General features: G+C 45.5%; 22 protein-coding genes. 20 read left to right on the top strand and 2 right to left on the bottom strand.

All coding sequences use genetic code 11. The annotated features are described in order from the left end of the window. Positions 1-4 precede the first annotated feature (4 nt). The 17 genes from GON05_RS17985 to GON05_RS17905 all read left to right on the top strand — a co-directional run bounded on the left by GON05_RS17985 (position 5) and on the right by GON05_RS17905 (position 18510). On the top strand, positions 5-1384 hold the full coding sequence (locus GON05_RS17985) for an ABC transporter substrate-binding protein (protein WP_157320538.1): 1380 nt from the start codon (positions 5-7) through the stop codon (positions 1382-1384). Positions 1385-1406: 22 nt separating this feature from the next. Then, a complete protein-coding gene (locus GON05_RS17980; RefSeq protein ID WP_157320536.1) occupies positions 1407-2348 on the top strand; it encodes a carbohydrate ABC transporter permease in 942 nt (313 codons plus the stop codon). Between the two features lie 18 nt (positions 2349-2366). Then, complete coding sequence (locus GON05_RS17975) at positions 2367-3197, top strand: carbohydrate ABC transporter permease (RefSeq protein ID WP_157320534.1); 831 nt, start codon at positions 2367-2369, stop codon at positions 3195-3197. A 40-nt stretch (positions 3198-3237) separates the two neighbouring features. Next, positions 3238-5889 (top strand): hypothetical protein, encoded by a 2652-nt coding sequence (locus tag GON05_RS17970; protein ID WP_157320532.1) that lies wholly within the window; start codon positions 3238-3240, stop codon positions 5887-5889. Between the two features lie 91 nt (positions 5890-5980). Next, positions 5981-7039 (top strand): amidohydrolase family protein, encoded by a 1059-nt coding sequence (locus GON05_RS17965; RefSeq protein ID WP_309491750.1) that lies wholly within the window; start codon positions 5981-5983, stop codon positions 7037-7039. Between the two features lie 17 nt (positions 7040-7056). Beyond that, a complete protein-coding gene (locus GON05_RS17960; protein ID WP_157320528.1) occupies positions 7057-7452 on the top strand; it encodes a Rieske (2Fe-2S) protein in 396 nt (131 codons plus the stop codon). Positions 7453-7466: 14 nt separating this feature from the next. After that, complete coding sequence (locus GON05_RS17955) at positions 7467-9806, top strand: helix-turn-helix domain-containing protein (protein WP_157320526.1); 2340 nt, start codon at positions 7467-7469, stop codon at positions 9804-9806. Positions 9807-9952: 146 nt separating this feature from the next. Then, complete coding sequence (locus GON05_RS17950; protein WP_246239236.1) at positions 9953-11059, top strand: ABC transporter permease; 1107 nt, start codon at positions 9953-9955, stop codon at positions 11057-11059. Then, a complete protein-coding gene (locus GON05_RS17945) occupies positions 11059-11940 on the top strand; it encodes a carbohydrate ABC transporter permease (RefSeq protein ID WP_157320524.1) in 882 nt (293 codons plus the stop codon). Before GON05_RS17950 ends, GON05_RS17945 begins: the two co-directional genes overlap by 1 nt. Before the next feature lie 25 nt (positions 11941-11965). Further along, positions 11966-13501, top strand: coding sequence for an extracellular solute-binding protein (locus GON05_RS17940; RefSeq protein WP_157320522.1), 1536 nt, complete (start codon positions 11966-11968; stop codon positions 13499-13501). A gap of 23 nt (positions 13502-13524) precedes the next feature. After that, the gene (locus GON05_RS17935) at positions 13525-14352 is read left to right on the top strand and encodes an SDR family NAD(P)-dependent oxidoreductase (protein ID WP_157320520.1); all 828 of its coding nucleotides are present in this window, start codon (positions 13525-13527) and stop codon (positions 14350-14352) included. A gap of 25 nt (positions 14353-14377) precedes the next feature. Beyond that, a complete protein-coding gene (locus tag GON05_RS17930) occupies positions 14378-15451 on the top strand; it encodes a lactonase family protein (RefSeq protein WP_157320518.1) in 1074 nt (357 codons plus the stop codon). 52 nt (positions 15452-15503) lie between these two features. After that, the gene (locus GON05_RS17925; protein ID WP_157320516.1) at positions 15504-16499 is read left to right on the top strand and encodes a Gfo/Idh/MocA family protein; all 996 of its coding nucleotides are present in this window, start codon (positions 15504-15506) and stop codon (positions 16497-16499) included. A gap of 134 nt (positions 16500-16633) precedes the next feature. After that, complete coding sequence (locus GON05_RS17920; protein ID WP_127456950.1) at positions 16634-17077, top strand: cell wall hydrolase; 444 nt, start codon at positions 16634-16636, stop codon at positions 17075-17077. A gap of 174 nt (positions 17078-17251) precedes the next feature. Further along, positions 17252-17605: a VOC family protein gene (locus tag GON05_RS17915; protein WP_157320514.1), complete on the top strand. Its 354-nt coding sequence runs from the start codon at positions 17252-17254 to the stop codon at positions 17603-17605. A gap of 51 nt (positions 17606-17656) precedes the next feature. Continuing rightward, complete coding sequence (locus tag GON05_RS17910) at positions 17657-18037, top strand: NUDIX hydrolase (RefSeq protein WP_157320512.1); 381 nt, start codon at positions 17657-17659, stop codon at positions 18035-18037. A gap of 98 nt (positions 18038-18135) precedes the next feature. Next, complete coding sequence (locus tag GON05_RS17905; protein WP_127456953.1) at positions 18136-18510, top strand: YciI family protein; 375 nt, start codon at positions 18136-18138, stop codon at positions 18508-18510. Positions 18511-18588: 78 nt separating this feature from the next. On the opposite strand, the gene GON05_RS17900 is transcribed toward GON05_RS17905, so the two are convergent. Both GON05_RS17900 and GON05_RS17895 read right to left on the bottom strand, forming a co-directional pair. Beyond that, positions 18589-19020, bottom strand: a complete 432-nt coding sequence (locus GON05_RS17900; RefSeq protein WP_157320510.1) for a hypothetical protein — start codon at positions 19018-19020, stop codon at positions 18589-18591. Continuing rightward, positions 19017-19223 (bottom strand): helix-turn-helix transcriptional regulator, encoded by a 207-nt coding sequence (locus tag GON05_RS17895; RefSeq protein WP_157322176.1) that lies wholly within the window; start codon positions 19221-19223, stop codon positions 19017-19019. The genes GON05_RS17900 and GON05_RS17895 overlap by 4 nt, the downstream gene beginning before the upstream one ends. A 199-nt stretch (positions 19224-19422) precedes the next feature. Between GON05_RS17895 and GON05_RS17890 the strand changes: the two genes are divergently transcribed. From GON05_RS17890 to GON05_RS17880, 3 genes are all read left to right on the top strand, one after another. Beyond that, complete coding sequence (locus GON05_RS17890; protein WP_181646126.1) at positions 19423-20505, top strand: DUF4037 domain-containing protein; 1083 nt, start codon at positions 19423-19425, stop codon at positions 20503-20505. A gap of 26 nt (positions 20506-20531) precedes the next feature. Continuing rightward, positions 20532-20708: a DUF5808 domain-containing protein gene (locus tag GON05_RS17885; protein WP_157320508.1), complete on the top strand. Its 177-nt coding sequence runs from the start codon at positions 20532-20534 to the stop codon at positions 20706-20708. A gap of 927 nt (positions 20709-21635) precedes the next feature. Further along, positions 21636-22385: a class I SAM-dependent methyltransferase gene (locus GON05_RS17880; protein ID WP_157320506.1), complete on the top strand. Its 750-nt coding sequence runs from the start codon at positions 21636-21638 to the stop codon at positions 22383-22385. Positions 22386-22481: the final 96 nt, after the last annotated feature.

Genomic DNA, 22481 nt, shown 5'->3' with positions numbered 1-22481 from the left:
GAGCATGTTGAGAAATTCAGCTTTTAGAAGAGTAAAGCGTTATTTGGTACCTCTGATGCTTATCGGAAGCACGATTGCAGCAATGGGCTGCCAAAGTCAAAGTGCGGGCACGGCCGCCAAACCAGCCGATGCAGCGCCGGGTCAGACTGTGCTGAATGTCTACAGCTGGACGGTTGAGGATAGCATGAAGCCATTTTTCGAAGCTTTTGAGAAGAAATATCCGAATATCAAAGTGAAATATACAAAAATGGCGGATTCCAATCCGACGACGGCGAATTCGCTGCTGACCTCAGGTGAAGCCATCGACGTTATCCCGCAAGCCTCGGTAGATGATATGCGTGTCAGGGCCACAAGCGGGATGTACGAGCCTTTGGATGAGTACCTGAAAAAAGACAAAATGGACTACAAGCAAATTTTCGGGGCTTCCATCAATGATTTGGAAACGGTGAATGGCAATCATTATGCGCTTCCATACAGTATGGCGACCTACGGTCTTTACTACAATAAAGCCATGTTTGATAAAGCAGGTGTACCGTATCCAACCGACGACTGGACATGGGACGATCTCAGGGCGGCAGCGGTCAAATTGACTTCAGGCAGCGGAGCTAATAAAATCTATGGCTTTTTACCGGACTACACAGGCCAATGGGCTTTTCCCGCTATTCAACAGCTCGGTCTGAACTATGTCTACAAAAATAACGGACAGGAATCGAACTGGGATAATCCTGCCTTCTTGAACGCCTTGCAATTTTTTTACGATATGGAAATGAAGGATAAATCCGCGTGGCCGATTTCGGAATACAAGGCGCTCAAAATCGATACCAATCCGCATACCATTTTTATGCAGGGGAAAGCTGCGATGTACATTCAGCCATCATTTATCGTCAAGTACAGCTCGCAGGAGTCCTATGGCTTTACCAATTTTGATTACGGCGTTGTCAATCTGCCCAAAGTGAAAAAAGAAGACAGCTTGAGCAATGTATATTATATAAGCGATTTCAGCATTCCAGCGAGTGCACCAAATAAAGAAGCGGCCTGGACGTTCCTGAAGTTTTACTGCTTGGAAGCACCGGAAATTTTCGCTCAATCCAAAGCGATGACGCCTGCCAATCTTTCATCTATGGATGCTTCCGTCAATGAGAAGGTAGGTAAAATCATTTTCGATTACCCGCATTTTGATCAGCCAACAGGTATGAAAACATTTATTACGAATAAGATGAAGCTCACGCCATATTTGACGACGATCACAACGGCAAAAGCTGAAATGATGGATATGGTAAAATCGGAAATTACTTCGTGTTTAATGGGCAATCAAACTCCAGCGGAGACCATAGCCAAATTGAAAAAGCAGTCCGACGATTTGATTAAAAAAGCAGGAAAATAGGAGATGTGCGGAGGAATGCTAGATGGAACTGGCAAAGAAGAACTCACTCATAGCACCTAAACGCAAAAAGAAGATTCGTAAGGATATCTTGCATGAAAATATAGCGGGATGGTTGTTTCTTTCCCTTAATTTAATCGGGTACATTATTTTCAAATTAATTCCGATTATCCTTTCGCTGATTTTCAGCTTGTGTGATTGGAACTTGGTATCCGGTTTAAAAGGAATTAAATTTATCGGATTAAAAAATTATATCAATTTGTTGACGGACGACGTATTCATTAAGTCCTTGGTAAATACCATTGTTTATGCAGCTATTACGGTTCCGTGTTCTGTGTTTCTTGCCTTGATTCTTGCAGTAGTACTAAACGATAAAATCTTCTTTAAAAGCTTAGTCCGTTTAGGATTTTATTTACCCAATATTGCTTCCATGGTTGCGATTTCCGTGGTGTGGAGTATTTTGTACATGCCTACCTTCGGTCCAATCAATCAGTTCTTGATTTCAATTGGGATCGAACACCCCCCGGGCTGGCTGTCTTCATCCCAATGGGCGCTGATCTCGATTATCATCATGAGCGTTTGGCAAGCCGTTGGGTACAATGCCGTTATTTTGCTGGCAGGGCTGCAGAGTGTCCCTGGAACATTGTACGAATCGGCGGAAATCGACGGAGCCGGCCCGCTGCGCAAATTTTTTCAGATTACGATTCCCATGCTGTCGCCAACTTTGTTTTTCGTAACAGTGATCTCCATTATTGGTTCGTTTCAGGTGTTCACGCAGGTGAACGTCATGACGCAGGGAGGGCCAGGTACTTCGACGTCAGTGCTAGTCTACTATATTTATAAAGCTGCCTTTACGTACAACAAGATTGGATACGCCAACGCGATTGGATGGGTATTGTTCATCTTGGTCTTCATTTTTACGACGCTACAGTGGAAATTTTCCAATAAAGACTCGCATGTAAACTAGAAGGAGAGGAGGATCCAGATGAGTGCGAGGTCTTTTAAATTAACTCAAAAAACGGTTTTAACCGTAATAATGCTCCTACTATCGCTCCTATCCGTCATGCCTTTCTTCTGGATGTTATCGGCATCCTTCAAGCCAACTGCGGAAGTATTCGAATTTCCGATCCGATGGATCCCGAAAACGTTTATTTGGGATAACTATGTAACCGTATGGTTCGCTCGTTTTCAAACCTATTTTTTAAACTCGGTTAAGGTTTCCGTGGTCAGTGTCATCGGAGAGGTAATTACAAGTGCACTTGCGGGGTATGCGTTCGCTAAAATCAAGTTTAAAGGCAGAGAGCCTGCCTTCGTCATGTATATCGCCACCCTGATGTTTCCGCACCAGATGTTATTGGTTCCAAGATTCGTTTTGTATCGTTTGATGGGCTTGTACAATAGCTTGTGGGCGTTGATGCTTCCCGGCATTTTCAGTGCTTTCGGCACCTTCTTATTTCGGCAGTTTTTCACCACGATACCGGATGAATTGATGGAAGCGGCTAAATTAGATGGCTGCAATCATTTTAAAACGTTTACAAAAATCATACTTCCGTTATCTATGCCGGTTGTTTCAACGCTTGTTATTTTTTCATTCGTCGGTTCGTGGAACAATTACGAAAACGCGTTGGTCTTTTTAAGCAACAAAGATAAATTCACCATTCCGCTTGGCCTGCTGCAGTTTCAAACCGAGGAGCAGACGAATTACGGCGCCATCATGGCGGCATCCGTCTTGTCGCTGCTGCCGATCTTTGTTATCTTTTTGAGCCTGCAAAAATATTTTATTGAAGGAATTGCTACCGCAGGTTTAAAAGGATAAACAACTATACCTGTATATACCGAATTGGAGGAGATTGTCCGTGTCACAAGCAAACCAATCGAACAAGTTGCCTGACGTTATCATTATCCAAGATCATCAAACAACGTTATCCCCAGAACCATCCGTCCAATGGGCGAAGCAAACTTTAATCGACACGCTGGAAAGTCGCGGAATGATTGTTGGATTTGAACCGCTGGATACTGAACAATCCGCCAAGGTACAAATTATCATTTCCGGTAACGATTCCCCGGCAGCCATCGCTGCGGGAAAGGATCTAGGCGTTGCTTTGCCAGAGGAAGCGGAATCGCTTGCAATTCTAGCCACACAAGGAAAAATCGTACTCACCGCACCTGATAGACGAGGGCTTGTGTACGCTCTCCTTGAACTGACGGATCGCATCCAGCATGCTTCCGGCGATATAACCGGCGAATTGCTGGACGTTAAAACGCTCATCGACAAGCCGGCCAATGAGATTCGGAGTGTAACTCGCTTATTCGCTTGCGAACCGGAAGATAAACCATGGTTTTATGATAAGTCATTTTGGGATGAGTATTTGACGGAACTGGCGACACAGCGGTTTAATCGTTTCACCCTATCTTTAGGTATGGGGTACGATTACGGCCACGATCTGAATGTACGGGACAACTACTTTTGTTTTGCATACCCGTTTTTGTTTGATGTGCCTGGTTACGAAGTGAAAGTACTTGAACTGTCGGAAGAGGAGAGAAGGCTAAATTTCGAAACGCTCCATTACATCGGTCAGGAAACCAAACGGCGGGGGATGCATTTTCAGCTTGGACTCTGGAATCACTCTTACATGTTTACGGACAGTCCGAATATGGACTATACGATTGCCGGTATTGACGATAAGAATCATGCTTCCTATTGCCGTGATGCGATCAGCCAGCTGCTGAACGAGTTTAAAGAGATCGACGGTTTGACTTTCCGTGTACATTATGAAGGCGGTATTCCAGAGCCTGCATACGAATTTTGGCGTGTTGCTTTGGCAGGAACGAAAGACATAGGTCGCAGAGTAGAAATCGATATGCACGCGAAGGGCATTAATGAAGAGTTGATTCAGATTGCGCTTGACACCGGTCAGCCGATATTTATCTCGCCGAAATATTGGGCGGAGCATATGGGACCAAGCTATCATCAGGCGGCAATCCGAGATAACGAATTCTCTCTGCCGAAAAACCAGACGATGGATATGCAAGCCATTACCGCATGGTCGCGCCGATTTACACGGTACGGGTATGCCGATTACTTGCAGGATGATCGCAAAATAGGCATTTTATTCCGGTTATGGCCCGGAACGCAGAAGCTTCTCATGTGGGGAGACCCCGCGCTGGCTGCAGGCTATGGACGGCATTCCCATTTCAGCGGAACGCAAGGTATCGAGCTGTGCGAACCGTTGACTTTCAAGGGACGCAAAGGTTCGGGTACGGAGGGCGGAAGGGAGCCATATCTCGCCGAAGAGCTGAAACTGCCGAACAGCGATTGGCAGAAGTATAAATATACGTACCGGCTATGGGGACGGCTGCTTTATAACCCGGAAGCGACTCCTGACGTATGGCGCAGATATTTGTGCCACGAATTCGGCGAGGCGGCAGACAGTTATGAATCGGCGCTTGCGCATGCAAGCCGCATCCTGCCTTTGGTTACTGCAGCCTATTGCCCGTCAGCTGCAAACTTTGTTTATTGGCCAGAAATGCATACTAACCAGCCGATTGCCGATCTGGAATTGCCGTCGCCATTTGGCTTCGATACGCCAAAGCCGGGAACGTTCGGGGCAGCTAGCCCTCTGGACACTGCCTTATTTTATCGAATCGATGATTTTGCCGACGATATTATTCAAGGGTTCCGTCACGGTAAGTATTCTCCGCTTGAAACAGCAGATCGTCTGGAGTCCATGGCGACATCGGCCGCTCAACATTTGTCAAAAGCCGAAGAGCTGGCCGTAGATACACAAGCTGCGAATTTTCAGCGGTTTGTAACGGATACCCGAATGTTGGTCCATATCGGCCAGTTCTTCGCGAATAAGTTCCGGGCGGCGTTAAGCTATGCTTTGTCCGAGCGGACCGGGGATATGGTTGAGCTGGAAAGAGCGTTGGATTTCTATAAGTTGGCCAAAGAGCATTGGGTCAAGGTCATTGAGATTTCGCAGGATACATATAAGGCGGATATCGCATTTGGTAATTCAGGGGCGGTTAGAGGACACTGGGCGGACCGGTTTCCTGCAATTGAAGCGGATATTCAGGCAATGGAACGCCAACTGCAGACAGCTCGGGCAGACAACAGTCGAACGGTAGATTCCGGAAAGCTGCAAGCTGCTATGAAAGTGCTGACCGCTTCTCCTGTTGACCGCAGGCAGCTGTTCGAGCATCAGGCGCCGTCTCATTTCACCAAGGGTGAGAAGATTGGTCTGCAGCTCGAGCTGCCAGGCGCCTCCGACGGCCTGAAAGTAGTGTTGCACTATCGGCACGCCAATCAAAGCGAGCATTACGTCGTCACAGAAATGAATCGGGACGGTGCGAGCTTTGCTGCCGAAATTCCGGCAGCCTACACCAAGTCACCTTTTGGCATTCTCTATTTCTTCGAAGTCGTTGAAAGCGATAACGGAGCCCGGCTATATCCCGGTTTGAACGAGGACATCTCGAATCAGCCTTATTATTTCGTCCAAAGCCGCTAATCCATGTTTCCAAGCTTCGCAGCAGGACGGTGCTGCGAAGCTTTTCATCACAATCTATGCACCACATTAACGCATAATGGGAGGGATTCAGGTGAGTTCAAAGCAAACGACTGGAAAAAACGGCATTATTGATTGCGATGTCCACGTCTACCTTAAATCCAGGGAAGAACTGAACAAATATTTGCCTCAGCCTTGGAGAGACTGGTATCGTCCGTTGAACCGAGCTTACGGCAACATTCAGGGAAATCGTGTGGATGCCAAGCCGCCAAACGGTGGTGGGGCGGGAACCGATCCCGATTTTTTGCGGGAGCAATTGATCAACGAGTACGGAATCGATTACGCGATTCTGCTGCCCCGCGCGATGCTGAACAATTTGCCGGATCCCGACATGGCTTCCGCAGTAGCCGCTGCCTACAACGATTGGCTTGCCGATACATGGCTGGACAAATATAATCATGACGGCGTGTTCAAAGGCTCGCTGTATATCGCTACCCAAGACCCTATCGGAGCGGCCAAAGAGATTGAGCGCTGGGCCGGCCATCCTCATTTCGTACAGGTAATGACCGATTCCGGGGCAACGGCGCCCTTCGGTCAGCGGCAGTATCATCCGATCTATGAAGCCTGTGAAAAATATGGCTTTCCACTGGCGATTCATCCCGGTACGGATGGAATGGGCATTAACCATCAGCCAACACCAGGCCATCCTACCCGCTACATTGAGTTTCATACGTGCTTATCGCTTGCCTTCCAGGCACATCTGGTCAGTTTTCTGACCGAAGGGGTTTTCGTGAAGTACCCTAAATTCAAAATTGCGCTTGTCGAGGGTGGCGTTTCCTGGCTTGCACCTTTAATGTGGCGGTTGGATGCGGAATATAAGGGACTCCGCTATGAAGTGCCTTGGCTTGAAAAGCGGCCGAGTGAATTTCTACGAGACCACGTACGTATTACGAGCCAGCCCATTGAGCGGCCAGATGATGACAAATATTTGTTGACGATGCTGGAAGCGATGGATGCCGAACATATTCTCATGTTTGCCAGCGACTACCCGCATTGGGATTTCGACTCGCCGAGAAGAGCGTTTCCGAAGCTTCCGGCCGAGCTTCATCGGCGAATCTTTTATGAGAATGCGAAGGAGTTTTACAACCTTTAAACAGGAGGCTGCTGAACATGGAGCGATTCGTAGTATGTAAAACGACCGATATGCAGCCGGGAGAGCGGAAAATCGTTCAAGTTGGCGGAAGGTCTATTGGCGTGTTTAATGCAAACGGGGAGTATTACGCTTTGCGCAACAGCTGTCCACATCAGGGAGCACCTCTGTGTGTGGGCAGATTGACTGGGACGACGCTGCCGTCGTTGCCGGGCAGCCACCGATACGGACGGGAAGGCGAAATACTGGCCTGCCCTTGGCACGGATGGGAGTTTGATGTCACGACGGGGAAATCGCTATTCAATCCCAATGAGTGCTTGGTCAAAAAATACGATGTGGCTGTAGAGCCGTTAGAGGATAGTCTTGAAACCTTCCCGGTTTCTGTAGAAGAGGAACATGTTGTTCTGTATGCCTAAAAAGGAGGAGGAACATGGGATTCAACCTCACCGGGAGGCGAGTATTCAGCAGCCGGGCAGCATTGCTTCATCGCATGATCATGCTGACCTTGGCTGCCTCTATTTTGCCGACCTTACTTGTAGGGATCAGCAGTTACCTCTTCTCGACTTCGACGCTGCAAAATGAAGTCAACCGCGCCCATGTTCAACTGCTGGAGAATACTTCGGCAACCATTGATCGGGATTTACAAAATATGCAAGATAGTACATTGCAGATGTTATTTCATCCTCTTTTCGCGAATGAAGCTTTGCAGCGGGGCATCAAGGGAAATGAATTTGAGTTTAACTTGCAGGTCTCGCAGTTTTTTTCCACTTTTCAGTATAACCATAAGCAAATTCTTGATATATCCATGTACATTAAAGACAACTATCTGCTTTCTTCCTCTTACGGTTTATTTAAGATTGCCCCGGTGTACGACCACAACAGGCTAAATGATGCGATGGTTTCCCCGAAGGAGCTGGAGTGGACCAATTCCGTCTTTCGCATCCGGGAGAACGATGAAGCTAGTGGCGTTACCTTTATTTGCAAGCTGCCTCTTCAAGCACCTAATCCAATCGGTCTCATGCTGGTCCGTATGGATCAGAAGGTGTTTCAGGATTCGCTTCAGCGCTCGACCGTGTATCCAGGTCAGATGACAGTGATTGTCGATCAAGAAGGAAAAACCGTTGCCGCATCTTCCGCTTTTACGCTTCCTTCCGAACTGCTTAATACGATTCGTCATAGGAATATATCTGATCATAAGCTCAATTATAATTGGAACAACCGTAATTATCTGGTCACAACGTTAACGTCACGCTATACCGGCTGGCAGTATATTGATCTGATCCCAACGCAAGAATTAAATGCCAAATCGGCGGGAATCGGTGTTATCACAGCCATAGTGCTGGTTGTCGTGCTGCTCTTGGCGCTTGTTCTCACACTTCTTGGTACGCAATGGATTTACCGGCCCATTGCCAATCTTATGAATTTCCTAAAGCGGGAAACTTCCTCAGGTAATGATGTAGGAGAAGACGAGATAGGTTACATGAAACAAAGTTGGCAGGCTTTAAAGCATGAGACGAGTCGGCTACAACACCAGTTATCCATGCAACAGCCTATGCTGCGGGAATCATTTGTCATGCAGATGTTGCTCGGGCATTATTTGCATTACTCGCAAAGCGAGCTGGAACAGTTGTTCATGCGGTACGGGCTTCCCCACCAAACCCGATTCGCGGTTTTTATTATGACTTATGACAGAAGCGGTCCAGCTAATGGGAGGTTTTTGGATCAGGACCGGGACCTTGTTATTTTTGCTATGAAAAATATTATTATGGATATGGTGCAAACGAATGTTCGCCCGATTCTTGGGGTTACTGTTAATTGTCTAAACGATCAGCTGGCTGTGCTGCTCTGGCAGCATGCGGAAGTAGATCATCAAACCGTTCATGAAACGTTAGAGGCATGGGAGAATTCCGTGAAGGTATTCGTTGAGGAGCTCCGAGATGTATTGGCCAATTATTTACGGCTGCCGGTAACAGCAGGGCTTGGTGTAGGAACAAGCGAGATTGGAAATCTTCCGCTCGCATATCGGCAAGCACTTTCAGCTCTTACTTCGCGTCTCGTCGTTGGTGGAGAGCAGGTCATAGCTCCGGATAACGGCTTCTTCAAGTCGAATGAAGAGTACCGTTATCCCATTGAGCTGGAGCGGCACTATGAGGAGTCTTTGAAACAGGGAGATCTCCATGAAGCGGAACGGATGCTTCATGAGTTTTCGAAATATGTCATCGGTGCGACCCATGTTGCCAAGGTGATTCAAATGTCGTATACGCAGCTCCTAGGCACGACGATACGCACCATGTATTTGCTCGGCATTGAACCCGATACAGTCTTCAAAGGAGAAGAGCCCTACGACTACTTACGTAAGTTTCAAAACATGGATGATTTAAACCGTTGGTTTCTTCAGCATTTGATAACACCAATTGTGCAGTTCGTACGAAATAAAACGAATATAGAACACGAGCAAATTATCGACAAGGTGACCGCTTATATCCATGAGAACTATCATCAGGATATTTCTCAGGATCAATGCGCGCGCAATTTCGGAGTCAGCCGTACCCATCTCAGCAAGCTTTTCAAAAAATTCAAACAGATCGCTTTTAGTGATTATTTAACGCACATTCGGATTGAGAAGGCCAAAGAGCTGCTTTGTGAAACCGATATTCCCGTGGCTGACATTTCTGAGAAGGTAGGTTATCTCCATACGCAGAACTTTATCCGTGTTTTTAAAAAGATGGAAGGGATCACTCCTGGACAATTCCGTGAGGAACGCGGGTAGCGGAGCAGCCGTGTTGCACGACCCTCTATGCAGCTGGAGAGCAGAGAAACTCCCGCTGTATAGGGGGTTTTTGCTTACATTTAGCGGATGCTCGTTGTGTGACTCGGAGCTGGGCTGTCACAGATTGAGCATGCACAAATGGCTTATTGAGAATTATCGGAGCCATCCCTAGAATACAGATTGCCGGCATGGAAATTCAGCAAGCATGGAGCACTGGATGGTGGGGAGACATTCAAATTTATGTAGAAAGGATGAGCGTATTGCCAGATCAATCTAGAAGCGCGGTATCCGCCGATGATTTAAAGAGGTCTCTGCAAACGAAACAGGCAAGCAACCGCTTTCTAAACTGGCTGAAAAGTTGGAAGCCAACATGGAAGCAAGAAAAGTATCTGTATGTTCTCGCGCTGCCCGGACTGTTGTATTTCCTTATTTTCAAGTACATCCCGTTATGGGGGCTGTCACTAGCCTTTACCGAATACTCTCCTTACCTGGGATTGTTCAAAAGCGAGTGGGTCGGATTCAAGCATTTCCAAAGTTTTTTTGCCAATCCTGATTTTTGGCTGCTATTCCGCAATACTTTAGCAATCAGCTTCCTAAATATCATTTTATTTTTTCCGATGCCCATCATTATTGCATTGCTCCTGAACGAGCTGAAAAACGTGACCTTCAAAAAATGGGTCCAAACCTCGATTTATTTACCTCATTTTTTATCTTGGGTCGTTATCGTGGGTATCTGCTTTCTAACCTTGAGCGGCAGCGGGATTATTAATAAGCTGGTCGTCGAATCGGGAGGGCAGGCTATTAATTTTTTAACGAATCCCGAAACCTTTTGGGGCATGCTGACGGCTCAAACGATCTGGAAAGAAACCGGTTGGGGAACGATTATATTTTTGGCCGCCTTAGCCAGTATTAATCCCGAGCTATACGAAGCGGCGAAGATTGACGGGGCGAACCGATGGAAGCAAATGCTCTATGTGACGATTCCGGGTATTAAAGGAACGGTAATTATCTTATTAATACTTCGTTTGGGTCAAGTATTGGATATCGGCTTCGAGCATATTTACTTGATGTCCAGCTCGGCCGTGACGGAGGTTGCGGATGTCTTCGACACTTACGCATACCGGGTAGGGATTCAAAACGGGCGATTCAGCTTTGCCACCGCTGTCGGCATTTTCAAATCGGTGGTCGGCTTGATCCTTGTTCTATTGGCAGACCGAGCGGCTAAGAAGCTGGGAGAGGAGGGCGTGTACTGATGAAGCGACACCTAGGCTCGCGTGTGTTTGATAATATCAATTATGCGGTTCTTGGACTGATTGGATTATCAACATTGCTGCCGTTTATTTATGTTATTCTCGTTTCCTTTACTGATCCTATCGAGTACCAGACTAGCCCGATTGTCATCTTTCCCAAACATTGGAGCTTGGCTTCGTATGAGTTCATTCTGTCTACACGTACCTTTTTGAACTCGCTAAGCGTAAGCGCAATTCTGGCGATTGTCGGTACGGCTTGCAGTCTTATATTGACAAGCGGACTTGCGTACACCTTATCTCGCAAAAAGTTCAGACTGAAGCGGGTGTTCATGATAGGTATTTTGTTCACCATGTTGTTCAATCCGGGGATGATACCAAACTATTTGCTGGTCAAGGAATTGGGGCTGGTCAATACCATATGGTCGCTTATTCTTCCGGTGCTGAGCAGCGCCTGGTATGTCATTTTGATGAAAAGCTTTTATCAGGAAATTCCTGAGGAGCTGGAAGAGTCGGCCAAAATGGATGGATGTACGGATATCGGCGTATTTTTCCGGATTATGCTGCCTGTTTCCGTAACGGCGCTTGTCGCTTTCGGCTTATTTTTCGCCGTTGCTTATTGGAATACGTACTTCAATGCGGTGCTGTACATTAACAAAGATACACTTCGCCCTATGCAGGTCGTGCTGCAAGTGCTGCTCATTCAAGCATCAACACAGGTAGGCGATCCGTCTGTTGCGCAAATGCTGCAGAGCGATCAGATGCTGCCACCGGAGACGATAAAAATGTCGGCGGTCGTTGTGGCTTCCTTACCAATTATCATCGTATATCCATTCCTGCAAAAATATTTTGCCAAAGGCATGATGGTCGGCTCTGTGAAGGGTTAAGTTAAATTTTAAGGAGGTCAAACAGATGAACAGATGGTTAAAAAGAGCGTACCTTGGTGCCGCTTCGACGGTTGTCCTGCTTGCTGGCTGCAGCTCTCCGGATGGAGCTTCCAATTCGGCGGGCGGTGCAGGCAGTGCTTCGAGCAAACAGGAACCTACGGAGATCAATATCTTGACCACAACCTACAATTCGGCACCTGGTAACGATCTGGACAGTTTGAAGCAAATCAACGAGAAATTTAATGTGAAAATGAATGTGACCTACGTTCCGGCTAATAATTACCAGGACAAATTGAACGTCATGCTGGCCTCGGGCGATCTACCCGATGTGAGCCTGGTTTGGGACATCAATACGCAGGCATTTGCCAACGCGACAAATCAGGGGGCTTTCTGGGATTTAACGCCGTATATCAAGGATTATCCGAATTTGGCGGCTTATCCTGAGCAAATTTACAAAAATGTCTCTTTTAAAGGGAAAACCATGGGTATTCCGCGTGTTCGTCCCATTGACGGGCATCAGTCGCTGCTCATCCGGCAGGATTGGCTGGATAAATTAGGATTGAAAGCGCCAACGACGATGGATGAGTTTTATAGTGTTATGGAAGCCTTTACAAAAAATGATCCTGACGGTAACGGCAAAAACGATACGTACGGATTCGTCGGTCAAGGCACACCAACGCTATCCAATTATTTCTTATCGATGTTTGGTGCGGGTCTGCAGCATTATGTAGATGAAAACGGCCAGGTACAGCCTAGCTTCTTCAATCCTAAAATCAAGGATGCGTTGGCCTTTTGGAACAAAGTAAACAAAGCGGGCATTATGGTGCCGGATCTTCCTTTGCTGCAAACGAGCCAAACTCGCGATTTTATGACGCAGGGCAAAGTTGGTATGGGCTTTAGCAACGTGTATGATGGCCACTTGTATACCGATGACTTGAAGAAGGTTAATCCGAACGCGGTTATCAAGCCTTATTTGTTCCCAGCGGCGCCGGACAGCAAGGTTTATATGGAAGCGGCACCGGGCTCTTTCGGTATTTTCATGATTAATAAAAAAGTTAGCGAACAAAAAATGAAAAAAATTCTCGAAGTTTACAACTATACGGCAACGAGAGAAACGTACAATCTGGTTGCTTACGGCATTAAAGGCGTCGATTACAACGAGAACGAAGCAGGGGACATCACCCAGACGGATGAGGGTAAAAAGAAAGGCTATGCCTTCGATACTTCAGCGCAATGGGTTTCGAGCTATTACGATAAATACGTAAAAGCGGATTTACCGGGTATGACGCCTGAAACGAAGGCATACAACCATAAGTTAGTAGACACCATTTCGACCGTGTCCGTTCCGAACCCGGCGCTTGGGCTTGTCACTCCGACGGCATTGGAGAAAAGTGCGGATTGGAATAAAAAAATCAACGATATGATTACGAATGTCATTATAGGCAAAAACAGCTTTGAAGATTTTGATAAATTTGTCCAAAGCTTTAAAGACGACCCTTCGTATCAGAAGCATTTAAAGGAACTTAATGATTTGTACAAGGAAAAAACAGCAAAAAAATAAGAGAATTCAGGAGGCCTATCGACATGGGAACAAGATTACAGGGTAAGGTAGCGGTTATTACAGGCTCATCATCTGGCATCGGAAGAGCGAGCGCCGAGGTGTTCGCGGAAGAAGGAGCGCATGTCATTGTCAATGACGATGGCGGACGAGAAGGTTTGGGGCAGCAGGTCGCTGATGGCATCAATGCGCAAGGAGGTTCGGCCGTTTATGTTCAGGCGGACGTATTCAAAAGCGAAGAATTGAAGCGGCTCATTGATTATGCTTATGAAAAGTTCGGCAAATTGGATATTTTGATGAATAATGCCTATAGAGGGCACACCAATTCCGTGTTGGACCAAGAAGAAGCGGATTGGGACAGGGTATTCGCATCTTCGGTTAAAGCCGTATTTCTCGGCAGTAAATATGCACTGCCAGGTATGATCAATGCGGGAGGCGGTTCCATCATTAATTCCGCTTCGGTCCACGGGCTGCTCGGGGGAAGAAGGCATTCCTCCTATGATGCTGCTAAAGCGGCAATCATTAATTTGACCCGCCAGATGGCGGTTGATTACGGGAAACACGGCATTCGGTTTAATTCCATTTGTCCGGGCCGCATTGTGACGGAAGGGAAGATTGATTTCCTGGAGAAATATCCGGAGGAGGTTCGCCGGCAGCAAGCGGTTTACCTGCTAGGGCGGCCAGGAACCATGCGCGAAGCCGCACTGGCCGCACTGTTCCTGGCATCGGACGATTCCTCCTTCGTCACGGGCCATGCTCTGGTCGTAGACGGCGGCCTGACTGCTCAGCTGGCGGATAGTGTCTCCGAGCCGCTTGAGGAAGGTCTCGGTCTCGGCCTTGCCGGCTCCAAATAAATGAGCAGATATAGGGAGAATATCTATGAATAAGCAGGCAACGATTTTCGCATATATCGGCACGCAAACTGATGGCAGCAGCAGTGAAGGGATTTATGTTTATCGGATGAATCCGTCTACCGGTGAATTGGAGTATTCGAGCACGGCTGCGGCGGGAATCAATCCTACTTACTTGGCGATCCACCCATCGAAACGGTATCTTTATGCAGCCAACACAATTGAAGGCGAAGGCCTGATTAGCTCCTTCGCCATTGATTCCCTTACGGGGAGGCTGACGTTCATGAACAGTCAGCCCTCCGGGGGCTCTAAGCCTGTTCATGTGCTTGTTGATGGGAAGGGCAAATTCGTGCTTGCCGGAAATTTCGGCGACGGCAGCGTGTGTGTTCTGCCGATCCAAGCGGACGGCAGCCTTGGCGCGATGACGGATATCATCTATCATTCCGGCTCCAGCGTCCATCCGACGCGTCAGCAGGGACCTCGCGTTCATTCGGTCACGCTCGATCCGGCCGGCCGATATGCGGTTACCGCTGAATACGGGGCCGATCAGCTGCGGGTTTATCGACTGGATGCGGAACGCGGAAAGCTGCTTCCTGCAGCCGTCCCGTCCATTTCCGTTGCAGCGGGTTCTGGGCCTCGTCATGCCGCCTTTCATCCCAATGAACGTTGGGCTTATGTTATCAATGAGCTGGGTAATACGCTGATGAGCTACGATTATGAAGCAACCCAAGGCATCCTTCATTTAAGGGATACGCTTGCCACGCTGCCGGAAGGGTTTGCCGAACCGAGTTTTTGCGCCGATGTTCATGTTCATCCGGACGGCACCTATGTCTACGGTTCGAACCGCGGGCATAACAGCATTGTCATTTATGCGGTCGAGCCTGAGACGGGAAGGCTCCAGCTTGTTGGCCATGAGCCAACTCTGGGGAGAGCACCGCGAAGCTTTATCATCGACCCGACCGGTCAATACTTGTATGCGGCGCACCAAGATACGGACAATGTCGTTGCTTTTAGCCTGGATGGTCAGACTGGTAAGCTGCGTCCGGTAGGTCACAGCATCAAAGTGCCGATGCCGGTATGCATCAAGATGATTTCGATTTAGCTGCGTTAATAGGTATGAATCTGGCGATGATCAACGAATGAGAGGACCTTGCATGATGGACTCATTAGTAAAAATAGCTATAATCGGATGCGGAAGCTTGATGTATCATTTTGTCTACGATTGCCTGAAGCGGATTCCGTTCAACTTAATCGCGGCCAGTCATGAAGATGAGGGGGAACTGACCCGTTTTACGAACCGGTACCGGGTTCCGAAGGCGTATACGAATTACCGGGAAATGCTGCAACAGGAGCAACTGGATGCCGTTATTTGCTTCACGGACGACGAATACGCTCATTTTCAAATAGCTGAAGAATGCCTGCAAGCTAACGTTCATGTGTTTATGGAAAGGCCGGCTTGTTTTTCGATCCAGCAGGCTGAACGTCTCCTGGAGCTGCAGCGGCGTACAGGAAAATATGTAGTGTCTCGTTTTAATAAACGGTTTACTACAGCATATATGATGGCGAAGGAAATCATCCAAAGGGAGGAATTTGGCAGGGTTACGATGTTTCTGTCCAAATTCCAAGGCTCGGAAAGTGCATCGAATGAGCTGTTCCTGTTCAATCATGTGAGTCATCATCTTGATTTGGCTAGATTTCTGCTCGGCGAGATAAAATCGCTGCATGTCGATCAAATCAACCTCGACGCACACAGAGTCGGATACAATATTTCATTCGTCGCGGAGTCCGGCGCTATAGGTGTCATCCAATCAGGCTCTCTGCAAAAGATCGAATACCCGATGGAGCGGGTGGAAATCACTGGAGTCGGCACAAACATTATTGTGGACAATATTCGGCATCTTGCGTATAACCGGCCTGCTCCCAAGCGGGTAGGCTTTCAATTTGCCAAGTTAGCGGATGGCGGAGATACATTGATGTGGAATCTGAATCACGGCAACCTGAGCAATTATTCCTATTATGGTTTTGAGCAACAACTTTATGAATTCATCGACAGTATTCAGAGGCAGATGGCTCCCGAGCCTAACATGGAGGATACCATTCATACGGTAAAACTGTTGGTGCAAATTCAATTTTTGTCGCAAACCAAATGAATTAAGGTATTTTTACCCGCTCCGGCGGGTTTTTCGTTTTGAGATCGAGACGTAGCCTTCTAAATATTATGCGGGCGTAACACTTCCGCTTTGCCTACAATATGATGAGTTTAGAAAGATAAAGAGGTGATCTAATGGCAGTCGTAAAAGCCAGGAAACAGGATATTGATATGTTGGCAAGGTTGCTGCGTGCGGAAGCTGAGACTGAAGGCGAAATGGGCATGCTCCTTGTTGGAAATGTTGGTATTAACCGAATAAGAGCGAATTGCTCCGATTTTAAAGGAATCCGGACCATTCCTCAAATGATTAACCAGCCGCATGCGTTCGAAGCGCTGCAACATGGTTTGTATTATCAAAACGCCAGAGAGAGAGAACGCCGTCTGGCGCAACGTTCCGTGAATGGGGAGCGAAATTGGCCGGGCAAATTCTCCTTATGGTATTTCCGCCCGGGTTCGTTCGAAAATCCAGGTCCTTGTCCGGCAACTTGGTATAATCAACCATTGGCAGGACGATGGAAAAAGCACTGTTTTTATGAACCAACAGCCAAAGAATGTGAAAATGTTTATAATACGTTTTAATTTTATGGTTGGTGAACGATCGTTGAAGTGGAACAGACAAGGCCATCCGGCAAGGATGGTCTTTGTGTTTGCTGTTATAAGAGAGAATTTTGTTAACATGAGGAAAGATTTAACTGTTATACGTCGAACTATACTATATGGATGGACAAGCTTTTTATGACTGGGAGGTCTGAAATGAAGGTCAAACGAATCGTCGCCAATATAAATGCGCAGGATATCTCGGCAGCTAAATGCTTTTACCAGGATGTGCTCGGCCTTGAGATCATGATGGATCATGGTTGGATTAGAACTTATGGTTTAGACGAGGAGATGAGCATTCAAATTAGCCTTGCCTCACAGGGTGGCTCAGAAACGCCTACGCCTGATCTATCGATTGAAGTCGATGATGTCGATGCAGCATTAGAAGGCATGAAGAAAGCTGGATTTCCGATTGAATACGGGCCTGTTGATGAACCTTGGGGTGTAAGACGATTCTATGTTCGAGACCCATTTGGTAAACTTATCAACATACTTGCTCATGAAGATTGATTCACTAATGGCCAAATTGATAAGATACTGGTAAAAAAGGTGGTTATAAGATTGATTGCCGAAGCAATTATTATACAAAATGACTGTGTACTAATGGTAATGCAATACGTTGAACGCGGAGATATTGTTTGGAATTTTCCCGGAGGTGGCATTCAAGAGGGGGAAAGTCCTGAGCAAGCGTGTATTAGAGAAGTGAGAGAAGAGACGGGATTTGATATTCAGTTGAAAGGTTTGTTGAAGGAAAGAAACAAAAAGTATAGTTTCATTGGTGAGGTAGTTGGAGGAAATTTATTCCTCGATACTGACAATCAAGATAACCTGGATATCATTGAAGTTGCATGGATACCTCTAACCGAGCTTGAAAAATTTGATTTCATCACCTTGCCCATGCTTGAGTTAGCTAAACAGCGAGTCCCATTTAACATTTCTTAAAATAATATTGGGATATGTCGATTTTTATGTATACCGCTCGTCGACTAATTAGAGGCTAGAAAGAACGCTTCAATTTAATGGTAGAGGAGACTTTGATCATGAAATTCCTATGTTTAGGTTACTTGGAACCCGAGAAAATGGATGCCCGACCAAAGCATGAGATTGATGCTATTATGAATGAATGTTCGGTTCACCTGGAAAATTTTTATACTAGCGGCCAAGTAGTTATCGATGCCGGTCTCTCATCTGAAACGAAATGCTTGCGGAGAGCGAATGGAAAAGTGAGAGTAACCGATGGTCCTTTTATCGAAACGAAGGAGATGATTGGTAGCGCTTTTCTCATAGAAGCACAAGACATGGAGGAAGCCATCCGAATTGCTTCCTTACATCCTACCGTACAGGTTGCTTCTGGCGAGCAATTCGGATGGGGGATTGAGATTCGTCCAATCGACTACTTTGAATCGAGAAAGTAGAAACAAGAAAAGGGGCTCATCGGAGGCCCCATTTTTTTATCAAAAGTTCATCGCTAATAGAAGTATATATGAATATGTTCACATCTCTTTGTAGTACTTAACACGGTAATAAACGTTATATCCGAGGATAAACATATAGGCAAAGGCCAATATAAATACCGTTATTTTATCTATGCCCATCAAGGCAAATGCTAATAGTAAAGCTCCAAATAGAAAAACAATCATATCATAGGCTTTAGCTTTTGCCCGATTTGCAATTGCCAAATTACGCTCATCATTTTTTTCAATTTCCATCTGCTTTGCTGCGGCAGGATTATTTTTCATAAGGTGTCGGTTGATTATTTCTCCCATACCGTGACCGAAAATCCCACAGCCAAGCCCCACACAGATATAAGGCAATGCTCGAAGTATACCTTGTGGATCTTCAATCGTTTTGATGAAGACTATACCAATTGACAGTAGCACTACACCTGTAAAGGAAAGAAAATAATACGAAATCGGATTTTTCATACACTTTCATCCTCCTCATAAATAAAGATTTCTTCAATACTCATATCGAAATAACGAGCAATTTTGAAAGCTAAAAGGATCGATGGGTTATAACGTCCATTTTCCAACGAACCGATCGTTTGTCTCGACACTTCAAGAGCTAATGCTAATTCTTCTTGCTTAATTCCGCGTTGCTTGCGAATTTCTTCTAATCGGTTCTTCAGAGCGTGTACCCCCTTGTGGAAAGCTAACTTTCCATAATTGAAGTATATTGTGCACGGTAATTGATGTCAAGCGAACTTTCCATTTTGATGAATTTTAACAAGTTGAGTATTAGAAGATGATACGTATAGCGTAATCTCTCGATAACTACTACGCTAGCAATTAAAAAAAATAAACAAATTTAGACAGGAGAAACATGAAGTGAGTGACCATATCCCCGGGATTCAGTTAAGCCGATTGTTCCATGAGCATTATGTCGCCCCGCGCCTAACGGCCGCTAAACCAACTCTTTTATACGCTTCAGCGCTTGTTGGTCCTGGTAGTGAAGTACTTGGCTTCGATACATCGATGTCATGTGATCATGATTGGGGGCCTCGTGTGCTAATTTTTATCCGCGAGTCCGATATTCCTCAAAAGGAAACTATTCTTGCAGCGCTTCAGCATGAGATTCCAGCATCGTTTTATAACTATCCCGTCGAAATCAATCAGACAATTGTGACGACAGTATCGAGTTACTACGGTAGTAGACTCGGTGTCAGCCCTACTAAATTGTTTGAAGGACTTGATCTAGTCGACTGGCTGACATTTTCTTCGCAGACTTTGGCGGAGCTTTCGGGAGGAGCCATCTACCGAGATGATATCATTGAGTTAACGACTGTTCATGAGAGTTTACGGTATTATCCCAAGGATGTATGGCTTTTCTTAATGGCATCCGTATGGAACAGAATTGGACAAGAGGAGCATTTGATGCCTAGAGCAGGCTTCGTGGGTGATGAATTGGGGTCTTCACTTATTGCATCCCGTCTAGTAAGGGACGTAATGAGTCTTTGTTTCCTAATCGAGCGTCGTTATGCCCCTTATCCGAAATGGTTCGGTACTGCCTTCCAGCAACTTACTTGTTCCTCCGAATTGTTACCTTATCTGCAAACGGCACAAAATACAAGCGAGTGGAGAGTGCGCGAGCAAGCATTAGCAAAAGCCTATCAGATCGTCGCGCAGATGCATAATGAACTACAGTTGACCGAACCGCTTGATACGACGGTGAAACTATTTTATGATAGGCCTTTTTCGGTCATTGGCGGAGGCCGTTTTGCGGAAGCACTCGTGAGTGAAATTGAGGACCCAACGCTGCGAAAGCTTGCTGCCTTTGGGTTCGGCGGCATTGACCAGATCAGTGATAACACCGATTTCCGCGCTATCTCCGAACGTTTTCAAGCAGTAACCTGTGAGATAAACCCGCTTCGAGCTTTTTTTGACGGTTTGAGTAATGAAAGGGACCAGTGAACTTACTGAAACAGGAGAAATAGAAGATGGATGATAAAGACCGTAAACATTATAAACTTGGAATTTTCTACTACAATCCCGATAATAAGTCGATTTTTGTTCCTAAACGATTGGGGTTAGGTTGGACAATAAACTTTGCTCGTCCGATTAGTTGGATTATTATCCTTGCTATAGTTGGTTTCGTGATATTTAAAGTGTGGTAGTCCAGAGCTTTTTACACAAAAAGGGGAGAGCACTAATGCTCTCCCTTGTGACAATCCCTTAATTGTTCGGCTTGGTTTTGCAGTCGGATAATTTGGGATTTTGGAAATCCAATCATAGATGATTTTTCGCTGCAAAATGGACAAGAACAATGCACCTTGTTTTTGGACAAACGTCCGTATTGCTCATCATTTACAAGCCAGTGTGTTTGTTTAGCGATTTTATTTTAGAGGCTCAGCCTGCAAAAGACACCAAGGACAAGACATATAGATCTTTTACAAGCTGAGCATGATAATAATGAGCCTCAGTTGCATAGCGATCGGTCCTTCCGATAAAGTTTTTGGGTTGTTTTATAGTCATTGTACGTCAATGCTGAAGCCATCACAATGTGAATGTGTTGTTTTATATGTTGCGATAATTTACTATTGGAAATCTAAGGTTTAAACGAATAGAGGTAATAAATTCATGGACATGGACTATTTCATGCTAATATTTGGTTGTATATTCGCAGTTTTTGCTACGGTTGGTCTCGGATTCTTAATATATGTTTTACGTCGAGAGAGTAAAGCAGATGATTAACGTGAAAGTGTTGATAAAGCGATTTGTTGCATGCACGCTTGAATATAGGGCGAACACCATTTACAATTGATTTATCTTCCAAATGAGGTGAACTGGATGTCTTTTCGTATCGTTCGAAGTAATTAGTTTGCGGGCTGGGTAAAACGCGTACCAGCTACCAAAGGGGATTTTCTGTCCTTTTTAGTCTTATGAAACTAGTGCTTGAACGGTGTCGGGCGGATATCCAAAATATTTAAGCCAAGGGCACTTGAAATGATTGAATGACGGAACAAAAGAATTTTCGTTTGTTCCTATTCAATTGCAACCAGCCCTTGGTTTTTTATTATTCATTCTAAAATGGAGGACAAAGTATGAACAGGTCTGAGTACAAGGATTTTTACGATAAGGTTGGAAAATTAAACGGTTGGGACTTTAGTAAATTGAGAACTACTTCTGAAGGGGAACAGTGGGACTTTCTTCATGAAGTTACTCTGAAATGTAATAAGTCTAGTTTTTTGCTTGATATTGGTACAGGTGGTGGAGAAGCTTTAATATCTATTGCCGATGCTGCATTACTTCTTGTTGGCATTGATCGTTCAGAAGGAATGATAGAGTCAGCTACTGAAAACTTAAAAAAATCAAATAAGGGTAATATTCGCTTTTTACAAATGGAAGCGGAAGATATTGCTTTTCCTATGTCTTTTTTTAATGTGGTTTCCTGTCGGCATAGTGAGTTTTATGCAAATGAAATTTCAAAAGTGTTAGCGAATGATGGCATATTCTTAACGCAGCAAGTAAGTGAAGGAGATAAATTAAACATTAAACAAGCTTTTGGCAGAGGACAGGGTTTTGGAACTAATGATGGGATTTTAAAAGAGAAATATCTTACAGAGCTAGCTGAAGCAGGTTTTACCGATATTCAATCGTTTGAATATGATGCATCGCAGTATTTTCAATCTTATGAGGATTTGGTCTTCTTCTTGAAATTTACTCCTGTTATTCCTAGCTTTGGGCAAACTGATTATGATTTCGAAATCCTTCAAAAGTTTATTGAAGCAAATCAAATGGAAAAGGGAATCAAAACCAATACAAAACGTTTTATGATAATGGCAAGGAAATAATGAGGGTGTTAAATTTACGAAGAACTTTAGTTCAATAACACAACAAATGGAGGCTGCCGGCATGATAGGCAGCTTCCATTACGTTAATGGTAATTT

Origin of the sequence: Paenibacillus anseongensis (assembly GCF_009757995.1) — a bacterium.
Lineage (GTDB): Bacteria > Bacillota > Bacilli > Paenibacillales > NBRC-103111 > Paenibacillus_E > Paenibacillus_E chondroitinus.
Note: the sequence above shows the minus strand (reverse complement) of the source record. Positions and strands in the feature narration are given on the sequence as shown.

Excerpts from the sequence above, each read along its gene's own strand:
- GON05_RS17925 (WP_157320516.1), top strand. The coding sequence starts at position 15,504 with ATGATGGACTCATTAGTAAAAATAGCTATAATCGGATGCGGAAGCTTG.
- GON05_RS17940 (WP_157320522.1), top strand. The coding sequence starts at position 11,966 with ATGAACAGATGGTTAAAAAGAGCGTACCTTGGTGCCGCTTCGACGGTT.
- GON05_RS17920 (WP_127456950.1), top strand. The coding sequence starts at position 16,634 with ATGGCAGTCGTAAAAGCCAGGAAACAGGATATTGATATGTTGGCAAGG.
- GON05_RS17905 (WP_127456953.1), top strand. The coding sequence starts at position 18,136 with ATGAAATTCCTATGTTTAGGTTACTTGGAACCCGAGAAAATGGATGCC.
- GON05_RS17945 (WP_157320524.1), top strand. The coding sequence starts at position 11,059 with ATGAAGCGACACCTAGGCTCGCGTGTGTTTGATAATATCAATTATGCG.
- GON05_RS17880 (WP_157320506.1), top strand. The coding sequence starts at position 21,636 with ATGAACAGGTCTGAGTACAAGGATTTTTACGATAAGGTTGGAAAATTA.
- GON05_RS17885 (WP_157320508.1), top strand. The coding sequence starts at position 20,532 with ATGGATGATAAAGACCGTAAACATTATAAACTTGGAATTTTCTACTAC.
- GON05_RS17980 (WP_157320536.1), top strand. The coding sequence starts at position 1,407 with ATGGAACTGGCAAAGAAGAACTCACTCATAGCACCTAAACGCAAAAAG.
- GON05_RS17900 (WP_157320510.1), bottom strand. The coding sequence starts at position 19,020 with ATGAAAAATCCGATTTCGTATTATTTTCTTTCCTTTACAGGTGTAGTG.
- GON05_RS17985 (WP_157320538.1), top strand. The coding sequence starts at position 5 with ATGTTGAGAAATTCAGCTTTTAGAAGAGTAAAGCGTTATTTGGTACCT.
- GON05_RS17960 (WP_157320528.1), top strand. The coding sequence starts at position 7,057 with ATGGAGCGATTCGTAGTATGTAAAACGACCGATATGCAGCCGGGAGAG.
- GON05_RS17935 (WP_157320520.1), top strand. The coding sequence starts at position 13,525 with ATGGGAACAAGATTACAGGGTAAGGTAGCGGTTATTACAGGCTCATCA.
- GON05_RS17975 (WP_157320534.1), top strand. The coding sequence starts at position 2,367 with ATGAGTGCGAGGTCTTTTAAATTAACTCAAAAAACGGTTTTAACCGTA.
- GON05_RS17955 (WP_157320526.1), top strand. The coding sequence starts at position 7,467 with ATGGGATTCAACCTCACCGGGAGGCGAGTATTCAGCAGCCGGGCAGCA.
- GON05_RS17930 (WP_157320518.1), top strand. The coding sequence starts at position 14,378 with ATGAATAAGCAGGCAACGATTTTCGCATATATCGGCACGCAAACTGAT.
- GON05_RS17915 (WP_157320514.1), top strand. The coding sequence starts at position 17,252 with ATGAAGGTCAAACGAATCGTCGCCAATATAAATGCGCAGGATATCTCG.